This is a genomic window from Bradyrhizobium sp. CIR18, from assembly GCF_014198295.1.
Lineage (GTDB): Bacteria > Pseudomonadota > Alphaproteobacteria > Rhizobiales > Xanthobacteraceae > Bradyrhizobium.
Genome location: NZ_JACIHF010000010.1, coordinates 278,687 through 293,639, shown reverse-complemented (window position 1 = coordinate 293,639; position 14,953 = coordinate 278,687). Strand labels below are relative to the sequence as shown.

Genomic DNA, 14,953 nt, shown 5'->3' with positions numbered 1-14,953 from the left:
AAAGCTCGGCTGTCCTGTCCGCTTCACCGCCATCGTCATTCCCCCAAGGCTTTGCCCTAGGGAATCACAACTGGCGAATTACGCAACAGGCCCACAAGGGGAGAAGGAAGAAAGAGAGCGTCGCCCGGTGAGCTAGCCGTCTTTTTTCACGCGTTCGAATATTTCTTCAGCTCGAACCGGGCGATCTGGTTCCGGTGGACCTCATCCGGTCCATCGGCAAGCCGCAGCAAACGCGCGGTGGCATAGGCCTGGGTCAAGCCGAAATCGTTCGAGGTGCCGCCGCCGCCATGGGCCTGGATCGCCCAGTCGATGATCTGGCAGGCCATGTTGGGCACCGCGACCTTGATCATCGCGATCTCGGCCTTCGCAACCTTGTTGCCGACCGTGTCCATCGCGCAGGCCGCGTTCAGCGTGAGCAGCCGGGCCTGCTCGATCATGATGCGGGATTCTGCAATGCGCTCTTGCGTCACCGTCTGTTCGGAGACCGGCTTGCCGAAGGCGACGCGGCTGCGCACGCGGCGGCACATCTTCTCCAGCGTGCGTTCGGCAAGGCCGATCAGCCGCATGCAGTGATGGATGCGGCCGGGCCCCAGGCGGCCCTGTGCGATCTCGAAGCCACGGCCTTCGCCGAGCAGCATGTTCTCCTTGGGGACCCGCACATTGGTGAAGACGACTTCCGACGCCCGGTCAGGCACGCCGTAGAAGCCGAACACGGGCAGGGGACGTTTCACCTCGATGCCAGGCGTGTCCATCGGCACCAGGATCATCGATTGCTGCTTGTGGCGGTCCGGATTGTCAGGATCGGTCTTCCCCATGAAGATGCAGATCTTGCAGCGCGGGTCGGTCGCATTGGTCGTATACCATTTACGGCCGTTGATGACGTAATGGTCGCCATCGCGCAGGATCGAACTCTCGATGTTGGTCGCGTCGGATGAGGCGACCGCAGGCTCCGTCATGGCGAAGCAGGAGCGGATTTCACCTGCCAGCAGCGGCTTCAGCCAACGCTCCTTGTCCTTCTCCGAACCGTAGCGCTCCAGCACCTCCATGTTGCCGGTATCGGGCGCCGAGCAGTTGAATACTTCGGGCGCCAGATGCGATCGGCCCATCACCTCGCAGAGCGGGGCATATTCGAGATTGGTCAGGCCTGCGCCATGGCCGGACTCCGGCAGGAACAGATTCCAGAGGCCTTCCGCACGTGCCAGCGGCTTCAACTCCTCGACGACAGGATAGACCTTCCAGGGTCCCAGCTCTTCCGCCTCGCGATAGAAACGCTCCTCGTTCGGGTAGATGTGCCGGTCCATGAAGCTCTCGAGCTTGCGCTTGAGCTCGACGACTTTTGGCGACATCGGGTAAAGCATCTGTGGGCTCCTTGATCGATCGGCGGTGCCGACTTCAGCGCGCTCGCGTGCCGTTCATGCGACGCGATACTCCCTGAACTTCTCGCGCAGAGCCGATTTCAACACCTTGCCGGTCCCCGTCATCGGGAATTCGTCGAGGAATTCGACGGCGTCCGGCATCCACCAGCTCGCGACCTTCGGGCGCATGTGGTCGAGCAGCGTCTTGCCGTCGATCGTCGCGCCCTTCCTGCGGACGACGAGGAGCAGGGGACGCTCCTGCCATTTCTCATGGTTGATCGCGACCACGGCTGCCTGAAGCACATCGGGGTGAGACAAGGCAACGTCCTCGAGTTGGATCGAGGAGATCCATTCGCCGCCGGACTTGATCACGTCCTTGGAGCGGTCGGTGAGCGTGACGTGGCCCTGCTGGTCGATCACCGCCATGTCGCCGGTGATCAGCCACCCGTCGCGGTCGAGGCCTTCCTCCAACTTCATGTAGCCGGAGGCGACCCAGGGACCGCGGGCGCGCAAATGGCCGACGGACTTGCCGTCGCGTGGCAGCTCGACGCCGCTGTCGTCGACGATGCGAAGAGTTGTACCGAAACAGGCGCGGCCGGACACCTGGCGCCGGTCGAACTTCTCCTTGTCGGTGAGGTGCTCCGAGCCCGGTCGCAAGCCCGGCATGGAGCAGCCCAGGGCCTCGGTCATGCCCCAGGCCTGGATGTAGTCGATATTGTAGTCGCGCTTCAGCTTCTCGACCATCGCGCGCGGCGGCGCCGAGCCCGACGACAGCGTTGCCCGCAGCGTGGAGAATTTGTTGCCGGTGCGCCCGAGCCAGTCGAGCAGGATCAGCCAGAAGCTCGGCACGCCCGCCGACAGCGTCACCTTCTCGCCTTCGAGCAATTCGTAGAGCTTGTCGGGCTCGTAATTGCGGCCTGGCAGCACCAGCTTCGAGCCGGTATAGGGCGCTGTGAACGGCATGTTCCAGCCATTGCCGTGGAAGAGCGGCGCCATTGGCATCATCACCTCGCGCACGCCTTCGACATGCCCCGGCAGGAAGTCGAAATTGCAGCACGTCATGGTCTGCAGGATTGCGGCGCGGTGCGAATAGATCACGCCCTTGGGATTGCCGGTCGTGCCCGACGTATAGCAGATGGTAGAGGCGGACTTTTCGTCGAACTCCGGCCAGGTGAAGCCGGCCTCGTTTTCCTTGTCGAGAAGCTCCTCGTAGCAATGAACGTTGGCGAGCTTGGTCTCGGGCATCCGCTCGCGCGACGACATCACGACATAGGCTTCGATCGTCTTGAGCTGCGGCGCGATCGCCTCGACCAGCGGCAGCGTGGCGCGGTCGATGAACAGCAGGCGGTCTTCGGCGTGATTGATGATGTAGATGAGCTGCTCGGGAAACAGACGCGGATTGACGGTGTGCAGCACATAGCCCATGCCCGGCGCGGCATAGAACATCTCGAAATGACGATGCGTATTCCAGGCCAGCGTGCCGACGCGATCGCCGGGATTCATGCCGAGCCGCTTCAGCGCCAGCGCCATGCGCTTGATGCGCGGATGGGCGTCGGCATAAGTGTAGCGATGGATATCGCCCTCGATCTCGCGCGCGACGATGTCGGCTTCGCCGTGATAGTCCGCGGCATATTGGATCAGGCCGCTGATCAGAAGCGGCATGTCCATCATCAATCCCTGCATGGTCTCCTCCACGGCCACGTCGTTGCGTGGCGTTGCGCTTGTGATTTGCGCGTGAGGTTAGCGGAACGTCACGCGGCGTTCACGCAAAAAACATTGGACGCGATTGCATGCGTCACTTTTTCAGGGCTAACTGATCCGAGCTGCCGGCGAAGCAGCGTTCTCCTTGGAGGAAATGCATGTCAGCGGAAAGACACAAGACCGGTGCAGCCGGCGAACCTACCGTCGATATTGCAGCCCTCCGCGCGCGCTATCGCGACGAGCGCGACCGCCGTCTGCGTGCCGAAGGCAAGGCCCAGTATGTCGAGGTAACAGGGGAATTCGGCCGCTACCTCGACGACCCCTGGGCCGATCCCGGATTTGCGCGCGCAGCTGTCAGTGAAGAGACTGAAGTGCTCGTCGTTGGTGGCGGCTTTGGCGGGCTGCTCTGTGCCGCGCGTTTGCGCGAAGCCGGCATCGATGATTTCCGCATCGTGGAAAAGGCGGCCGACTTCGGCGGCACCTGGTACTGGAATCGCTATCCTGGCGCCGCCTGCGATACCGAAAGCTACATCTATCTGCCGCTGCTGGAAGAGACCGGCTACATGCCGGTGCGCAAATATGCGCGCGCGCCGGAGATCTACGAGCACTCCCGCCGCATCGGCCGCCATTTCGATCTCTACGATCGCGTGCTGTTTCAGACCGTCATCTCGCGGATGGCATGGCAGGAGCAGGAGGCGCGTTGGCTGGTCGAGACCGATCGGGGCGATCGCATCCGTGCGCGCTTCGTCATTCTCGCCGGAGGTCCGCTCAGCAGACCGAAGCTGCCGGGCATTCCCGGCATCGCGACCTTCAAGGGCCACAGCTTCCATACCAGTCGGTGGGACTACGGCTACACCGGCGGCAATGCGGATGGTGGTCTGACCGGACTTGCCGACAAGCGCGTCGGCATCATCGGCACCGGCGCCACCGCCGTGCAATGCGTGCCGCATCTCGGACGCGCTGCGGAGGAGCTTTATGTCTTGCAGCGCACACCGTCAGCGATCGGCGTGCGGGACGACCGGTCGACGGATCAAAACTGGGCGCAGAGCCTCAGGCCCGGCTGGCAGCGCGAGCGCATGGACAATTTCACCGCCGTGATCTCCGGCGAGCCGGTCGAACGGGACCTGGTGCAGGACGGCTGGACCGGCCTGCTCGGCGAGATCCTGCTGGCGCCGCGCCGTCAACCGCAGCCGGTGACCTCGATGGAAGAGGCGCTGAAAGTCATCGAGCAGGCCGATTACCGCAAGATGGAGGAGATCCGCGCCCGCGTCGATGCGGTGGTCAAGGACACGGCGACCGCGGACGCGCTCAAGCCCTGGTACAAGGCGTTCTGCAAGCGGCCGTGCTTCCACGACGAATATCTCGATGCCTTCAATCGTCCCAACGTGCATCTCGTCGACACCAAAGGGCAGGGCGTCGAGCGCATCACCGAGAACGCCGTCGTGGCTGGCGGCAAGGCTTACGAGCTCGACTGCCTGATCTATGCCAGCGGCTTCGAGGTCGGCACCGATTACGCCCGCCGCATGGGCTTCGAGGTCTACGGCCGCGACGGCATGAGCCTGACCGAGCGCTGGCAGGGCGGCGTCAAGACGATGCATGGGTTCTACAGCCGCGGCTTTCCGAACTGCTTCCTGATCGTCACGGTACAGGCTGGCCAGAGCGCCAACTTCCCGCACATCATCGACGAGCAGTCGCAGCACATCGCCTATGTGATCGCCGAAGCGCGCAGGCGCAAAGTCCGAACGCTGGAGCCGACGCTGGCCGCCGAAAACGCCTGGGTCGAGGAGGTCGTCAAGGCCGCGCTCGGCCGCCAGACCTATCTCGCCGAATGCACGCCCGGTTACTACAACAACGAGGGCGTGTTCGATCCGATCGCGGCGAGAAACAGCCAATATTGGCGCGGGCCGGTGGCGTTCCTGCGGCTGCTCGACAAATGGCGGAAGGAAGGCAATCTGGACGGCCTGGAGTTGACCTATGGGACCGCGGCGGAGGCAGGCGGCTCTGCGTTGTCGGCTTAAGCGGCATGATCCCGCCACCCACGGGCGCCACGCGCCTCTATGTCATCGTCGGCGATCCCATCGCCCAGGTGCGCTCGCCCGCAGGCGTGACCGCAGCCTTCGCGGCCCGCGGCCATGACGGCATTCTCGTTCCGGCTCAGGTCTCGGTCGCGGATCTGCCGGATTTCCTCTCATTGGCACCGCGCCTGAAGAATCTCGACGGCCTCGTCGTGACCATCCCGCACAAATTCACCTGCTACCAGGCTTGCACGAGTGCGACGGAGCGCGCTCACTTCCTGCGCAGCGTCAACCTCATGCGCCGACGCGCCGACGGCGCATGGCATGGCGACATGGTCGACGGCCTTGGCTTCGTCGGTGCGGCGCGGGCGAAAGGGGTCAACCCTGCGGGCCTGCGGGCGCTGCTCATCGGCGCTGGCGGCGCGGGCTCGGCCATCGCGCTCGCGCTGGTGGAGGCCGGCGTGAGCGAGCTCGCCATTCACGATAGCGCAACTGAGCGCCGCGACGCGCTGATCGGGCAACTCAACGGGCTCGGCAAGGCGCTAGTGCGGGCCGGCAGCACGGATCCCACCGGCTTTGAATTTGTCGCCAATGCGACACCGGCAGGGATGAAAGAAGGCGATCCGCTGCCGGTCGATGTGGCGCGGCTTGCGCCCTTGGCCTATTGCGGCTGTGTCATCACCAAGCCCGAAATCTCGCCCTTCATCGCGGCGGCCCGAAAGGCCGGCTGCGTGACCGGGACCGGCACGGACATGTACGAGCAGCACCAGGGGATCATGGTGGATTTCCTGCTCGGCCGTGGCGAAGGGCGGTGATCCGCCCGGATGTCAAGGCGCCCGTTGCGCTCCGCGGGGCTTGAGCGATCAAAGCCGACGTAGGATCATGCGCTCGCGCGAGCCGGTCGCGTATTTGAGGAGAGGATAAGAGGAATGACCAAGGGCAGGACCGTTGCGACGGCCATGATCGGCGCCACAGCGCTGGTGCTCTCTCTGGCGCCCCGCGCCGAGGCCGCCACCTGCGGCAACGGGCCGGGCGGGTTCGAGGCCTGGAAGCGCGAGTTCAGCGCGGAGGCGCAAGGCAAGGGCATCGGCCAGACCGCGCTCTCGGCGCTGATGCAGACCAACTACGCCAGTGCCACCATCGCGGCCGACCGCGGCCAGCGCAGCTTTTCGCTGACGCTCGACCAGTTTCTCGCCAAGCGCGGCGCCACCACCATCGTCGCCAAGGGGCGGCAGCTCAAGCAGTCTCAGGCTGCCTTGTTCGCCTCCATCCAGCAGCGCTATGGCGTCCCGCCTGGCCCGCTGATCGCGATCTGGGGCATGGAGACCGGTTTCGGCAGCCAGCGCGGCAACCAGAACATGCTGTCGTCGATCGCAACCCTGGCCTATGACTGCCGGCGTCCTGAATTCTTCACCGACCAGCTCTACGCGGCCTTGAAGCTGGTCGACCGCGGCACGCTGACGGGGGCAACCCGTGGCTCCATGCACGGGGAGGTCGGCCAGACCCAGTTCATGCCCAAGAACATCCTGGCCTATGGTACCGGCAATCTCGAGGTGGCCGCCAACGCGCTGAACTCGACGGCGAATTTCCTCAAAGGTCATGGCTGGAAAGCAGGAGCCGGTTACCAGCCGGGCGAGCCTAATTTCGCCGCCATCGAGGCCTGGAATGCGGCCGGCGTTTATCAGAAGGCGATCGCGCTGATGGGCCGGCAGATCGACGAGGGCGGCGGGGCGGCGGCCTCGCGCTGACGAAAACCCCGTCCACTTCGCTCGAAAACGCTCTTGCTCAGCAAGGCGTGATGGGCCGGCATGAGAAAGTTGTTGCCATCAGGAACCGAGGGCACGAGGTTTGCTTTGATCAGATTCAGGGCTGGGCATGAGGAGACTCAACATGGCAACCCAGATCGTGATGGACCAGACTGGCGATACGCGCCACGAGTTTGATCCTGGCAATGCCGAAGCGCTGGCGCGAGCCGAACGGCGCTTTCGGGAGCTGACCGGAGCCGGCTTCACCGCGGCCCTTCGCAACGGACCCGGCGAAGTCACTCGTATCAGATCGTTCGACCCGACCGCGCAGGAAACGCTGTTCTATCCCCGCCTGGTCGGCGGTTGATCTGAGCTGCTCATGATTACGGCGGTTTGGCTCCGCGCGCCGGCGCGTGCGCGTCTGCATGCGCTGCGTGAACTGTACCGGCGCTTCTTCGGCGAGAACACGCCGGATGCCCGTGGTCGCCGGCTGCTCTTCGATTGGCTCTCGCCCGCACAGCGCGCCCAATTCGAAGAGCACCGGTATTTCGACGTCATCGGATGCGACACCGGCAAGACCTACCGCATTCACTACGGCACCGCCGCCAATGTCCACGAAATCGACGGCGAAGGCCGCGCGACGATGGGATGGTGCTTCGTCCCGTCAGGCTTCCTGGTGCCGGGCGACGTCATGCTGGCGCAGAAGATCGCGCTCGAGACGGATGAGACAGGCGCGCTCTCTCTCGCCAACCGGTTTCCGCCGGCAACGCATTCGGAGCACTTCTACCGGCGGCCTTTCTAGCGGCTGAAACAGCGAAGCGGTCGGTGGTTAGTGGTGCGTGGTGCGGTAGGCGTCCAGCGCGTGCGCCGCGAAGACACCGGCGCTGCAAAGGGCGAGCAGGCCCGAGATCAGCTCGATCATAGCTCGTCCTCCCGTAGTGAATGGGCAACGAGGTTGCGACAGCAGGAATAGTCGTAGATCAGGTCGAGAAGGAATTGCATGGTAGCCGTCCCTGTATTTATTTTGACAACGACTTAAGCGGCGATCTGTTTCAGCGGTGTTTCGTCGCCTCGGGAAAGGGGTTTCGCGGGGAACCTCGGGGCTGGTTTTGTGCGCTGCGGTCCCGCTATTGCTGGAGCCCTTTGGCCGCCTCTTCGAAGGCGGCGCAAGACATTGCGAGGCAAAATCATGGCGCAGGTCGAATGGTTCGATGATCTGGCGATCGGAATGCGGTTTAGGTCCCCCGAGGTCGTGGTCACCGAAGCCGACATCAAGCGCTTCGCGGCCGAGTTCGATCCCCAGCCGATGCATCTCGACCACGAGGCGGCCAAGGCGACCCTGTTCAAGGGCCTTGCTGCATCGGGATGGCACACCGCGGCGATTGCCATGAACCTCGCGATCCAGACCCGCCCATTCGGCCCGCACCCGCTGATCGGCGCCGGCGTCGACGGCCTGCGCTGGACGATGCCGGTACGGCCCAATGATCGCCTGCATCTGGTCGGGGAGGTCATGAGCCTGACACCCTCGAAGTCGAAGCCGCAGGGTATTGCGCTGGTGAAATGGACCATGTTCAACCAGAGCGGCGAGGAGGTTTACACCTTCACCCCCATCGCGATCGTGCCGCGGCGAGGATAGGCACAAGCGCCGCCGTTCTGCCGGGGTAAGCCCTTGCGGCCCTCCCGCGGAGGTGGTCATCTCGGCCCGGGGAACGCGCTGGAGGCTGACATGAAACGATTCCTTCTTGCCGCTTTGCTGATCGCGACGGGCGCCTTAAGCGCCGGGCCGGCGCATGCGCAACAATCCAGGGTCGGCGACTGGACCATCGAAAAGCGCACGCAGGACACGCATTGCAATGCAAGCCGCGGCTACAAGGACAAGGATGACGAGAACCGCGACTACGTCATCGTGATCACCTATTCCGAGAAGGCGATCGTGATCGTGATGATCTACGATGGCTGGGAATGGGAGAATGTCGGCGAGATCCTTCGGGCCGATGTCGGCACTGATGATGCGGACATCATGAAGAAGGCGAAGTGGGAGGTCATGGACAAGACCACCGTGCGCGGCATCTTCGAGTACGACCAGTCGATGATGGACCGCCTGTCGAAGGCGAGGCGCCTGACGCTCGATTTCGAGGACGATGACGACGACAGTATCGAGATGCAGGTACCGCGTGCCGGCGAAGCGCTGGCGGCGTTGAAGTTCTGCGAGGAGAACCGGAAATAAGTTGCCGCTGCCGGCCGTGAAAGCGGCAGGACGTCGGCAACGAAGTAGGTGGCAGCGAACCGGCGCGTGACTCGTCGCACACAGTCCGCGCGCTGTTCGCATTTATCCTAGTCTTTGGCGAAACAGTCCAAGCCGCACCCTGCGGTTGACGTTACGCAAGGACGATGTTCGATATTCCAGCATCTGGCTGCAACGTTTTTTCCTCGTCGAAGGCGGCAATTGACCGGCCCGTCTTCTCCGTCAGTTCCCGGATCGTGGGCTCTCCGTCTCGGACGGGCCGCACGCAGATGGCGTCGTCCGTCCGATGACGACCCACCAGGCAAATCGGTTCTCGTCTCTGATCGGCGAGATCTACGACGCGGCGGTTGACCCCGCCTTGCGCAGCGGCGCGTTGGAGCAGGTTTCGCAGTTCGTCGGTGGTTGCGCCGCGATGATCCTGTCCAGGGATTCAGCGCGGCTTTCGATCGAGATTCACCAGCATTTTGGAACCGACGCCCGCTTCCGTCAGCTTTATCGCGACCGGTATGTGGAGCTCGATCCTCTGCTCGACCGTCATCTCACCCTCGCGCCCGAACAGACGATCGGCGTGACCGACATCATGCCCCATGCGGACTTCCTCGAGACGAGCTTCCATCGCGAGTGGGTGGAGCCGCAAGGGGCGATAGACCTTGCGACAGTCGCGCTCGAGAAGACGGCCGCGCGCACCACGATCCTGCAGGTGCTGCGCCATCGCTCCCGCGGAACCGTTGACGAGGCGATGCGCGAGCGCATGCGGCTGCTCGCTCCGCACATCCATCGGTCGCAGATCATGGGCCGGCAGATCAGGGCACGCTCGCATACGGTGGACGACCTTGCCGACGTCCTCGACGGATTGAACACGGCGATCTGCCTGCTCGACGCGGACGGCCGGGTCGTCCATGCCAATGCGGCATGCCGTCAGTTGTTCGCCGATGCCAATCTGCTTGCGATCGTCGGCGACCGGATCGTGGCCCGCAACACCCGAACCGACAAAATATTCCGCGGCCTGTGCGAATTCGATGAAGGCACACATTCCGCGGCTCGTCGTCAGATCGAACTTGCGACGTCGGCCGATGGGCAGCATTATCTGCTCCATGCTTTTCCGCTGAAGCGGGATCGCAGCCTGCCAAGGGACGTTGCAGCTACGATGCTCTTCGTTCAAAGAGCTTCCATGCTGCCGCTGCTCGCAGCCGACGCGATCGCCGCAGCCTTCAGGCTGACGCCGTCCGAATTGCGCGTGCTGATGGCGATCATCGAGATCGGCGGTGTCCCCGACATCGCCGCAAAACTCGGCATCGCCGAGACGACGGTGAAGACGCATCTCGGTCGCCTGTTCGAGAAGACGGGCGCCGGCAGGCAGGCTGATCTGGTGAAGATCGCCGCCGGCTTTGCCGTGCCGTTCGCGCGGCGAACGAGCGGCGATGACGGCGCCGCGTGATTCATTTCATATGCCTCGATGTTACGTGCCGCGTTCTCAATCCATTGTGATGATCGGCGCTCGCGGGTCATCCGAATGCAGGACGCGAGTCATTCAGGACTTTCGTATATCGCGCTTCTGATAATTGAAGAGCAGCGAGCGCCGCGAAGCTTGCCACAACGGCACCGAACGCGCGTCTGAGGAAACGACAGCGTGTGGCCGGTCTGCTCGTCGGCTGGAGAGATTGCAGTGAGCAGCATGGTTGATTTTTCCGTTCTCAATGTTTCAACGAACGAAATTCCCGAAAACGAGCGCATCCCGTTGCTCCGCGATTTCTACTGCCGCGGGGTGCTGAAGGCGGAGGTCGAGGCAAGGGAAGGAAAGCCGGCCGCGGCGAGCTTCACCTCTCATGTCTTGCCGGAAGCCCAGTTGTTGATCGGGGGCCTGTGCGGCGCGCGGGTCCTTCGCACCAAGCAACTGGTGGCCGATGGCGACGACAGCCTCGCCCTGATCGTGAACAGGTCCGGCGTTCTCGGCATATCCGAGCGGGGGCACGATCTGAGGCTTCATGCAGGGGAGGCGGTGTTGACGAGCGCGGAGGACGTCACGACGTTCGAGCGGCTGTCGCTGGGAAGCTGCTTCTCGCTGCGCGTGCCGAGGCGCGTGCTGGCGCCGATGATCGTGGACGTCGATGATGCCGTGATGCGCGTCATGCCGGAAAGCTCCGCCGGACTGAGGCTGCTGGTCGACTACGCGGTGACGCTGGTGCGGGAGAACGCGTTCGCGACGCCTTTGCTGCGGCAGCTCGGGGTCGGGCATCTGCACGATCTACTGGCGCTCGTCCTCGGTGCCACCGGTGAAGCGCGGGAGCTGGCCGGACGGCGTGGCGTCAAGGCGGCGCGGCTCCAGAAGGCGAAAGTCTCCATCGCCAACAATTGCTGGCGGCAGGATCTGTCGGTGGCCTCGGTCGCCCAGGAACTCGGCGTGACGCCGCGCTATCTCCAGCGCCTGTTCGAGGCCGACGGCAAGACGTTCTCCTCATTCCTGATCGAGCAGCGCGTCAAGCGCGCGCATCGCATGCTGCGGGAGCCCGGATACGCCGAGCGAACGGTGAGCTCGATCGCCTACGATGTCGGCTTCGGCGATCTCTCATATTTCAACCGCTGTTTCCGGCGGACCTATAACGCGACGCCGAGCGACATCAGGAGCGGCGAAATGCCGTGACCACGCGCGACTGAATTGCAGCCAACTGCCGATTTCAGCCAGCAGACAGGGGTCCGTGATCCTTGATTGCGAAGCCATGACCCAAGCGTTGCGTGCGGCATCCGCAGCCGGAGTATTGAATGCGCCGTTTCTTTTTCGACCTCCTGGTCGGCAACATCGTGAAGATCGACCCGGGCGGCATGGTGTTCGAATGTGCGGAAGCGACATTCGTGGTGGCCAACGAGATGGCAAGCCATCTCTTCGTCTGGCGTGATGATCTGCGTGACCGCGACGCCTGGATCCGCGTCAGGGACAACAGCGGCCGCGAAATCTATCGCGCCCCGGTCTGGTCGGAATGCGCGGAGAAGCAGGGCTGGGACCAGGCGTGAGCGCCGCTTCGGTGCAGCAACTCTGCACCAGTTCGACGCGGGGCGCATTCATCGGCGCGGTGGCCGGCCTCGGCTTCGACTACCGCACCGGGGCCAATTTGTCCGTGTTCGGCGCGGTCGAGGGCATGATGATGTCCGACCAGAGCCGCACCGGCACGGCCAAGGGTGGCGTTCGCGTCGCGTTCTGAGCCGGCATCAGCCCTGGCGGCTCGAACGCGATGCCCGCCGGCCGGGCTCCATCCGCCCGGCCGGCGCCTCCTCCGATCGGAGGATGTCGCATGCTACGGTTGTGTTAGGCTCGCCGGCATTGATCATTCAGTGCCATTTTGAGCCATGCACGGATCGCAAAAGCTGCCAGATCTCGTCGAGTCCATCTACGATGCCGGGCTCGATCCCTCGCTGTGGAATAACGCGGTGGCCGGCATCCGGGATTTCGTCGGCGGCCAGGCCTGCGGGCTGTTCTCGAAGGATTCGATCAGCAAATCCGGTGTCACGCATTACTATTGCGGAGCGGACCCGCACTACATCCAGCTCTATGCCGAGACCCATTCGAAGTTCGATCCGTTGACGGTGCTGCCGCCACACGGCAAGATTGTGAGCATTCCGGATCTCGTCAATTTCGAAGAATACCGGCGCGGGCGCTTCTACCAGGAATGGATGCAGCCGCAGGGGTGCAGCGATGCGGCCAATGTCGTGCTCGAGATATCGAATGCGAGCTGCCCGGTGATGATGACCGTGCTATCGGGCCGCCGCATGGTCGATCGGGGCATGAAGCAGCGCCTCTCGCTGCTGGTGCCGCACGCCAGCCGCGCGCTGCTGATCAACCGCGCCATGACCGCGCAACTGACGCTGGCGACGGCACTGGCTGATGTCCTCGACAGTTTGACGGTCGGGATCTTCCTGCTCGATGGCTTCTGCCGTCTGGTGCATGCGAATTCGGCCGGTCAGGTCCTGCTCGCGGCCGATGACGTGGTCCGGTCCGTTGCCGGGCAACTCGTGACCGGCAGCGCTGAAGCCAATCAGACCCTGCGCAAGGCGTTTGCGGACCATCGCGACGGTGCAATGCTTGCGGCGAGCGGTCATGCGATTCCGCTGTCGTCCGCCACCGGCGAGCGTTATGTCGCTCACATGCTGCCGTTGTCGTCCCTGCTGCGCAACGGCAGCGAGCGCGTGGCCGACGCCGCCGGTGCGCTGCTTGTGCGCAAGGTCTCGCTCGGCGGACAGTCCTGTGGCGAATTGATCGCGCGGACTTTCGAGCTGACGCCGGCGGAGCTCCGCGTGTTCCTGTCGATCGTCGAGGTCGGCGGCATCCCCGAGACGGCGGCAGCGCTCGGTATCGCAGAGACGACTGCGAAAACGCATCTGCATCGCGTCTTTGCCAAGACCGGCGTGTCCCGGCAGGCCGATCTCGTCAAGCTCGCCGCGGGTTTTGCCAATCCGCTCGTCCACTGAAGCTCGCCGTCGGCGTTGAACCTTTTTCTCCCGCGACAGACTCACAGGAGCCGCCGGGCACGAAGAAATCCGCAAATCTTCGAATTTGACCATTGGCTCTTCCGATGCCCCGACTTCCAAGACATTCCGAGCTGATCGAGAGCATCTATGATGCCGGGCTCCACCCTGAGTTGTGGACCGAGGTCGTCGTCATGCTCAATGCCTTCATCGGCAGCCAGGCCTGCGGCCTGATTTCGAAGGATACGGTCAGCAAGTCCGGGGCGACCCATTATTATTGCGGGGTCGATCCGCACTACATCCAGCTCTATTCAGAAACCTACTCCCGGTACGATCCACTCGCCCGGCTTCCTGGGTATGGCGAGGTGCGCAACATCCCGGACCTCGTGAATTTCGACCAGTACCGCCGCGGGCGATTCTACCAGGAATGGCTGCAGCCCCAGGGCTGCGTCGACGTCGCCAACGTGGTGCTGGAGCAATCGAAGTCGCCGTGCCCGATGTTGCTGACCGTCATCCCGGGCAGGGAGATGCTCGATGCCGAGCAGCGCGCGCGAATGCAGTTCCTGGTCCCGCATGCGAGCCGGGCGCTGATGATCAACCGCGCGATCGAGCGGAAGCAGCAACGCGCGACCGCACTGGCCGACGTCGTGGATCGCCTGAATGCCGGCGTCATCCTGCTCGATGCAGCCTGTCGGATCGTCCACAGCAATCCGGCGGCCGAGACGATCCTGGCCGCAGACGATGTCCTGCGCTCCATCTCGGGCCGGCTGGTGACGAGATCCTCCGAGGCCAATCTGGCCCTCCGCAATATCTTCCGCGATCCGGGAGAGGTGGCTCTGGCTGCGGCCGAAGGTCGAAAGATCCCTCTGACGTCGCACGACGGTTCGCACTACGTCGCGCACGTGATTGCGCTGCCCTCGCTGCTGCGTGATGGCGCGACCGAGCGCACCTCGGCCGTTGGAGCCTTGCTGGTCTGGAAGGCGGAACTCGACAGCCGCTCATGTGCCGGCCTGATCGACCGCACGTTCGAACTGACGCCCGCGGAACTGAGGGTTCTGCAATCGATCGTCGAGGTCGGCGGTGTGCCGGAGGCGGCGGCCGCCCTCGGGATCGCCGAGACCACGGTGAAGACGCATCTGCATCGTGTCTTTGCCAAGACCGGTGTGTCCCGTCAGGCCGATCTGGTCAAGCTTGCGGCGGGATTTTCCAATCCGCTTCTGCACTGACGCGCACGCGCCTCGCGTCGCTCTTCGCGGCAGCACGGGGATAGGTTCAAACAGAGACATCATTAGAAAGTTATCGCGCGTCATTCGATCGAATGACGCGTTTTTTTGCGTTTCCTTCTACAGACGCGTCACACGATTTCTTGTTCGACGTATCAGGCTTCTTTGTGAAGCAACTCACAGCAGGCTGGAGTGAATCTCACCATTCTCG

Annotated in this window: 15 protein-coding genes; 13 read left to right on the top strand and 2 right to left on the bottom strand. The window is 63.6% G+C overall.

Going from position 1 to position 14,953, the window contains the following annotated elements:
- Positions 1-146: 146 nt before the first annotated feature.
- Both GGD65_RS28085 and GGD65_RS28080 read right to left on the bottom strand, forming a co-directional pair.
- Complete coding sequence (locus tag GGD65_RS28085; RefSeq protein WP_183237289.1) at positions 147-1,358, bottom strand: acyl-CoA dehydrogenase family protein; 1,212 nt, start codon at positions 1,356-1,358, stop codon at positions 147-149.
- 54 nt (positions 1,359-1,412) lie between these two features.
- Positions 1,413-3,038, bottom strand: coding sequence for a long-chain fatty acid--CoA ligase (locus GGD65_RS28080; protein ID WP_183237288.1), 1,626 nt, complete (start codon positions 3,036-3,038; stop codon positions 1,413-1,415).
- Positions 3,039-3,214: 176 nt separating this feature from the next.
- On the opposite strand from GGD65_RS28080, the gene GGD65_RS28075 reads away from it, so the two are divergent.
- The 13 genes from GGD65_RS28075 to GGD65_RS28015 all read left to right on the top strand — a co-directional run bounded on the left by GGD65_RS28075 (position 3,215) and on the right by GGD65_RS28015 (position 14,745).
- Positions 3,215-5,074, top strand: coding sequence for an NAD(P)/FAD-dependent oxidoreductase (locus GGD65_RS28075; protein ID WP_183237287.1), 1,860 nt, complete (start codon positions 3,215-3,217; stop codon positions 5,072-5,074).
- A gap of 5 nt (positions 5,075-5,079) precedes the next feature.
- Complete coding sequence (locus tag GGD65_RS28070; RefSeq protein ID WP_183237286.1) at positions 5,080-5,886, top strand: shikimate dehydrogenase; 807 nt, start codon at positions 5,080-5,082, stop codon at positions 5,884-5,886.
- 114 nt (positions 5,887-6,000) lie between these two features.
- Complete coding sequence (locus tag GGD65_RS28065) at positions 6,001-6,819, top strand: lytic transglycosylase domain-containing protein (protein WP_183237285.1); 819 nt, start codon at positions 6,001-6,003, stop codon at positions 6,817-6,819.
- 142 nt (positions 6,820-6,961) lie between these two features.
- The gene (locus GGD65_RS28060; protein ID WP_018319783.1) at positions 6,962-7,183 is read left to right on the top strand and encodes a hypothetical protein; all 222 of its coding nucleotides are present in this window, start codon (positions 6,962-6,964) and stop codon (positions 7,181-7,183) included.
- Positions 7,184-7,195: 12 nt separating this feature from the next.
- The gene (locus GGD65_RS28055) at positions 7,196-7,618 is read left to right on the top strand and encodes a hypothetical protein (protein ID WP_018319784.1); all 423 of its coding nucleotides are present in this window, start codon (positions 7,196-7,198) and stop codon (positions 7,616-7,618) included.
- 387 nt (positions 7,619-8,005) lie between these two features.
- The gene (locus GGD65_RS28050; protein ID WP_018319786.1) at positions 8,006-8,452 is read left to right on the top strand and encodes a MaoC family dehydratase; all 447 of its coding nucleotides are present in this window, start codon (positions 8,006-8,008) and stop codon (positions 8,450-8,452) included.
- 90 nt (positions 8,453-8,542) lie between these two features.
- The gene (locus tag GGD65_RS28045) at positions 8,543-9,043 is read left to right on the top strand and encodes a hypothetical protein (protein WP_183231885.1); all 501 of its coding nucleotides are present in this window, start codon (positions 8,543-8,545) and stop codon (positions 9,041-9,043) included.
- 304 nt (positions 9,044-9,347) lie between these two features.
- Positions 9,348-10,499 carry a LuxR C-terminal-related transcriptional regulator gene (locus tag GGD65_RS28040; protein WP_018319788.1) on the top strand — a complete coding sequence of 384 codons (1,152 nt, stop codon included), beginning with the start codon at positions 9,348-9,350 and terminating at the stop codon, positions 10,497-10,499.
- Between the two features lie 237 nt (positions 10,500-10,736).
- Positions 10,737-11,702, top strand: coding sequence for an AraC family transcriptional regulator (locus tag GGD65_RS28035; RefSeq protein ID WP_183237301.1), 966 nt, complete (start codon positions 10,737-10,739; stop codon positions 11,700-11,702).
- 119 nt (positions 11,703-11,821) lie between these two features.
- Positions 11,822-12,070 carry a DUF6894 family protein gene (locus GGD65_RS28030; protein WP_018319790.1) on the top strand — a complete coding sequence of 83 codons (249 nt, stop codon included), beginning with the start codon at positions 11,822-11,824 and terminating at the stop codon, positions 12,068-12,070.
- The gene (locus GGD65_RS28025; protein ID WP_179730888.1) at positions 12,067-12,258 is read left to right on the top strand and encodes a hypothetical protein; all 192 of its coding nucleotides are present in this window, start codon (positions 12,067-12,069) and stop codon (positions 12,256-12,258) included. Before GGD65_RS28030 ends, GGD65_RS28025 begins: the two co-directional genes overlap by 4 nt.
- A 145-nt stretch (positions 12,259-12,403) precedes the next feature.
- The gene (locus GGD65_RS28020; protein ID WP_183237284.1) at positions 12,404-13,522 is read left to right on the top strand and encodes a helix-turn-helix transcriptional regulator; all 1,119 of its coding nucleotides are present in this window, start codon (positions 12,404-12,406) and stop codon (positions 13,520-13,522) included.
- Between the two features lie 104 nt (positions 13,523-13,626).
- Positions 13,627-14,745, top strand: coding sequence for a helix-turn-helix transcriptional regulator (locus GGD65_RS28015; protein WP_183237283.1), 1,119 nt, complete (start codon positions 13,627-13,629; stop codon positions 14,743-14,745).
- The last annotated feature ends 208 nt before the right edge of the window (positions 14,746-14,953 follow it).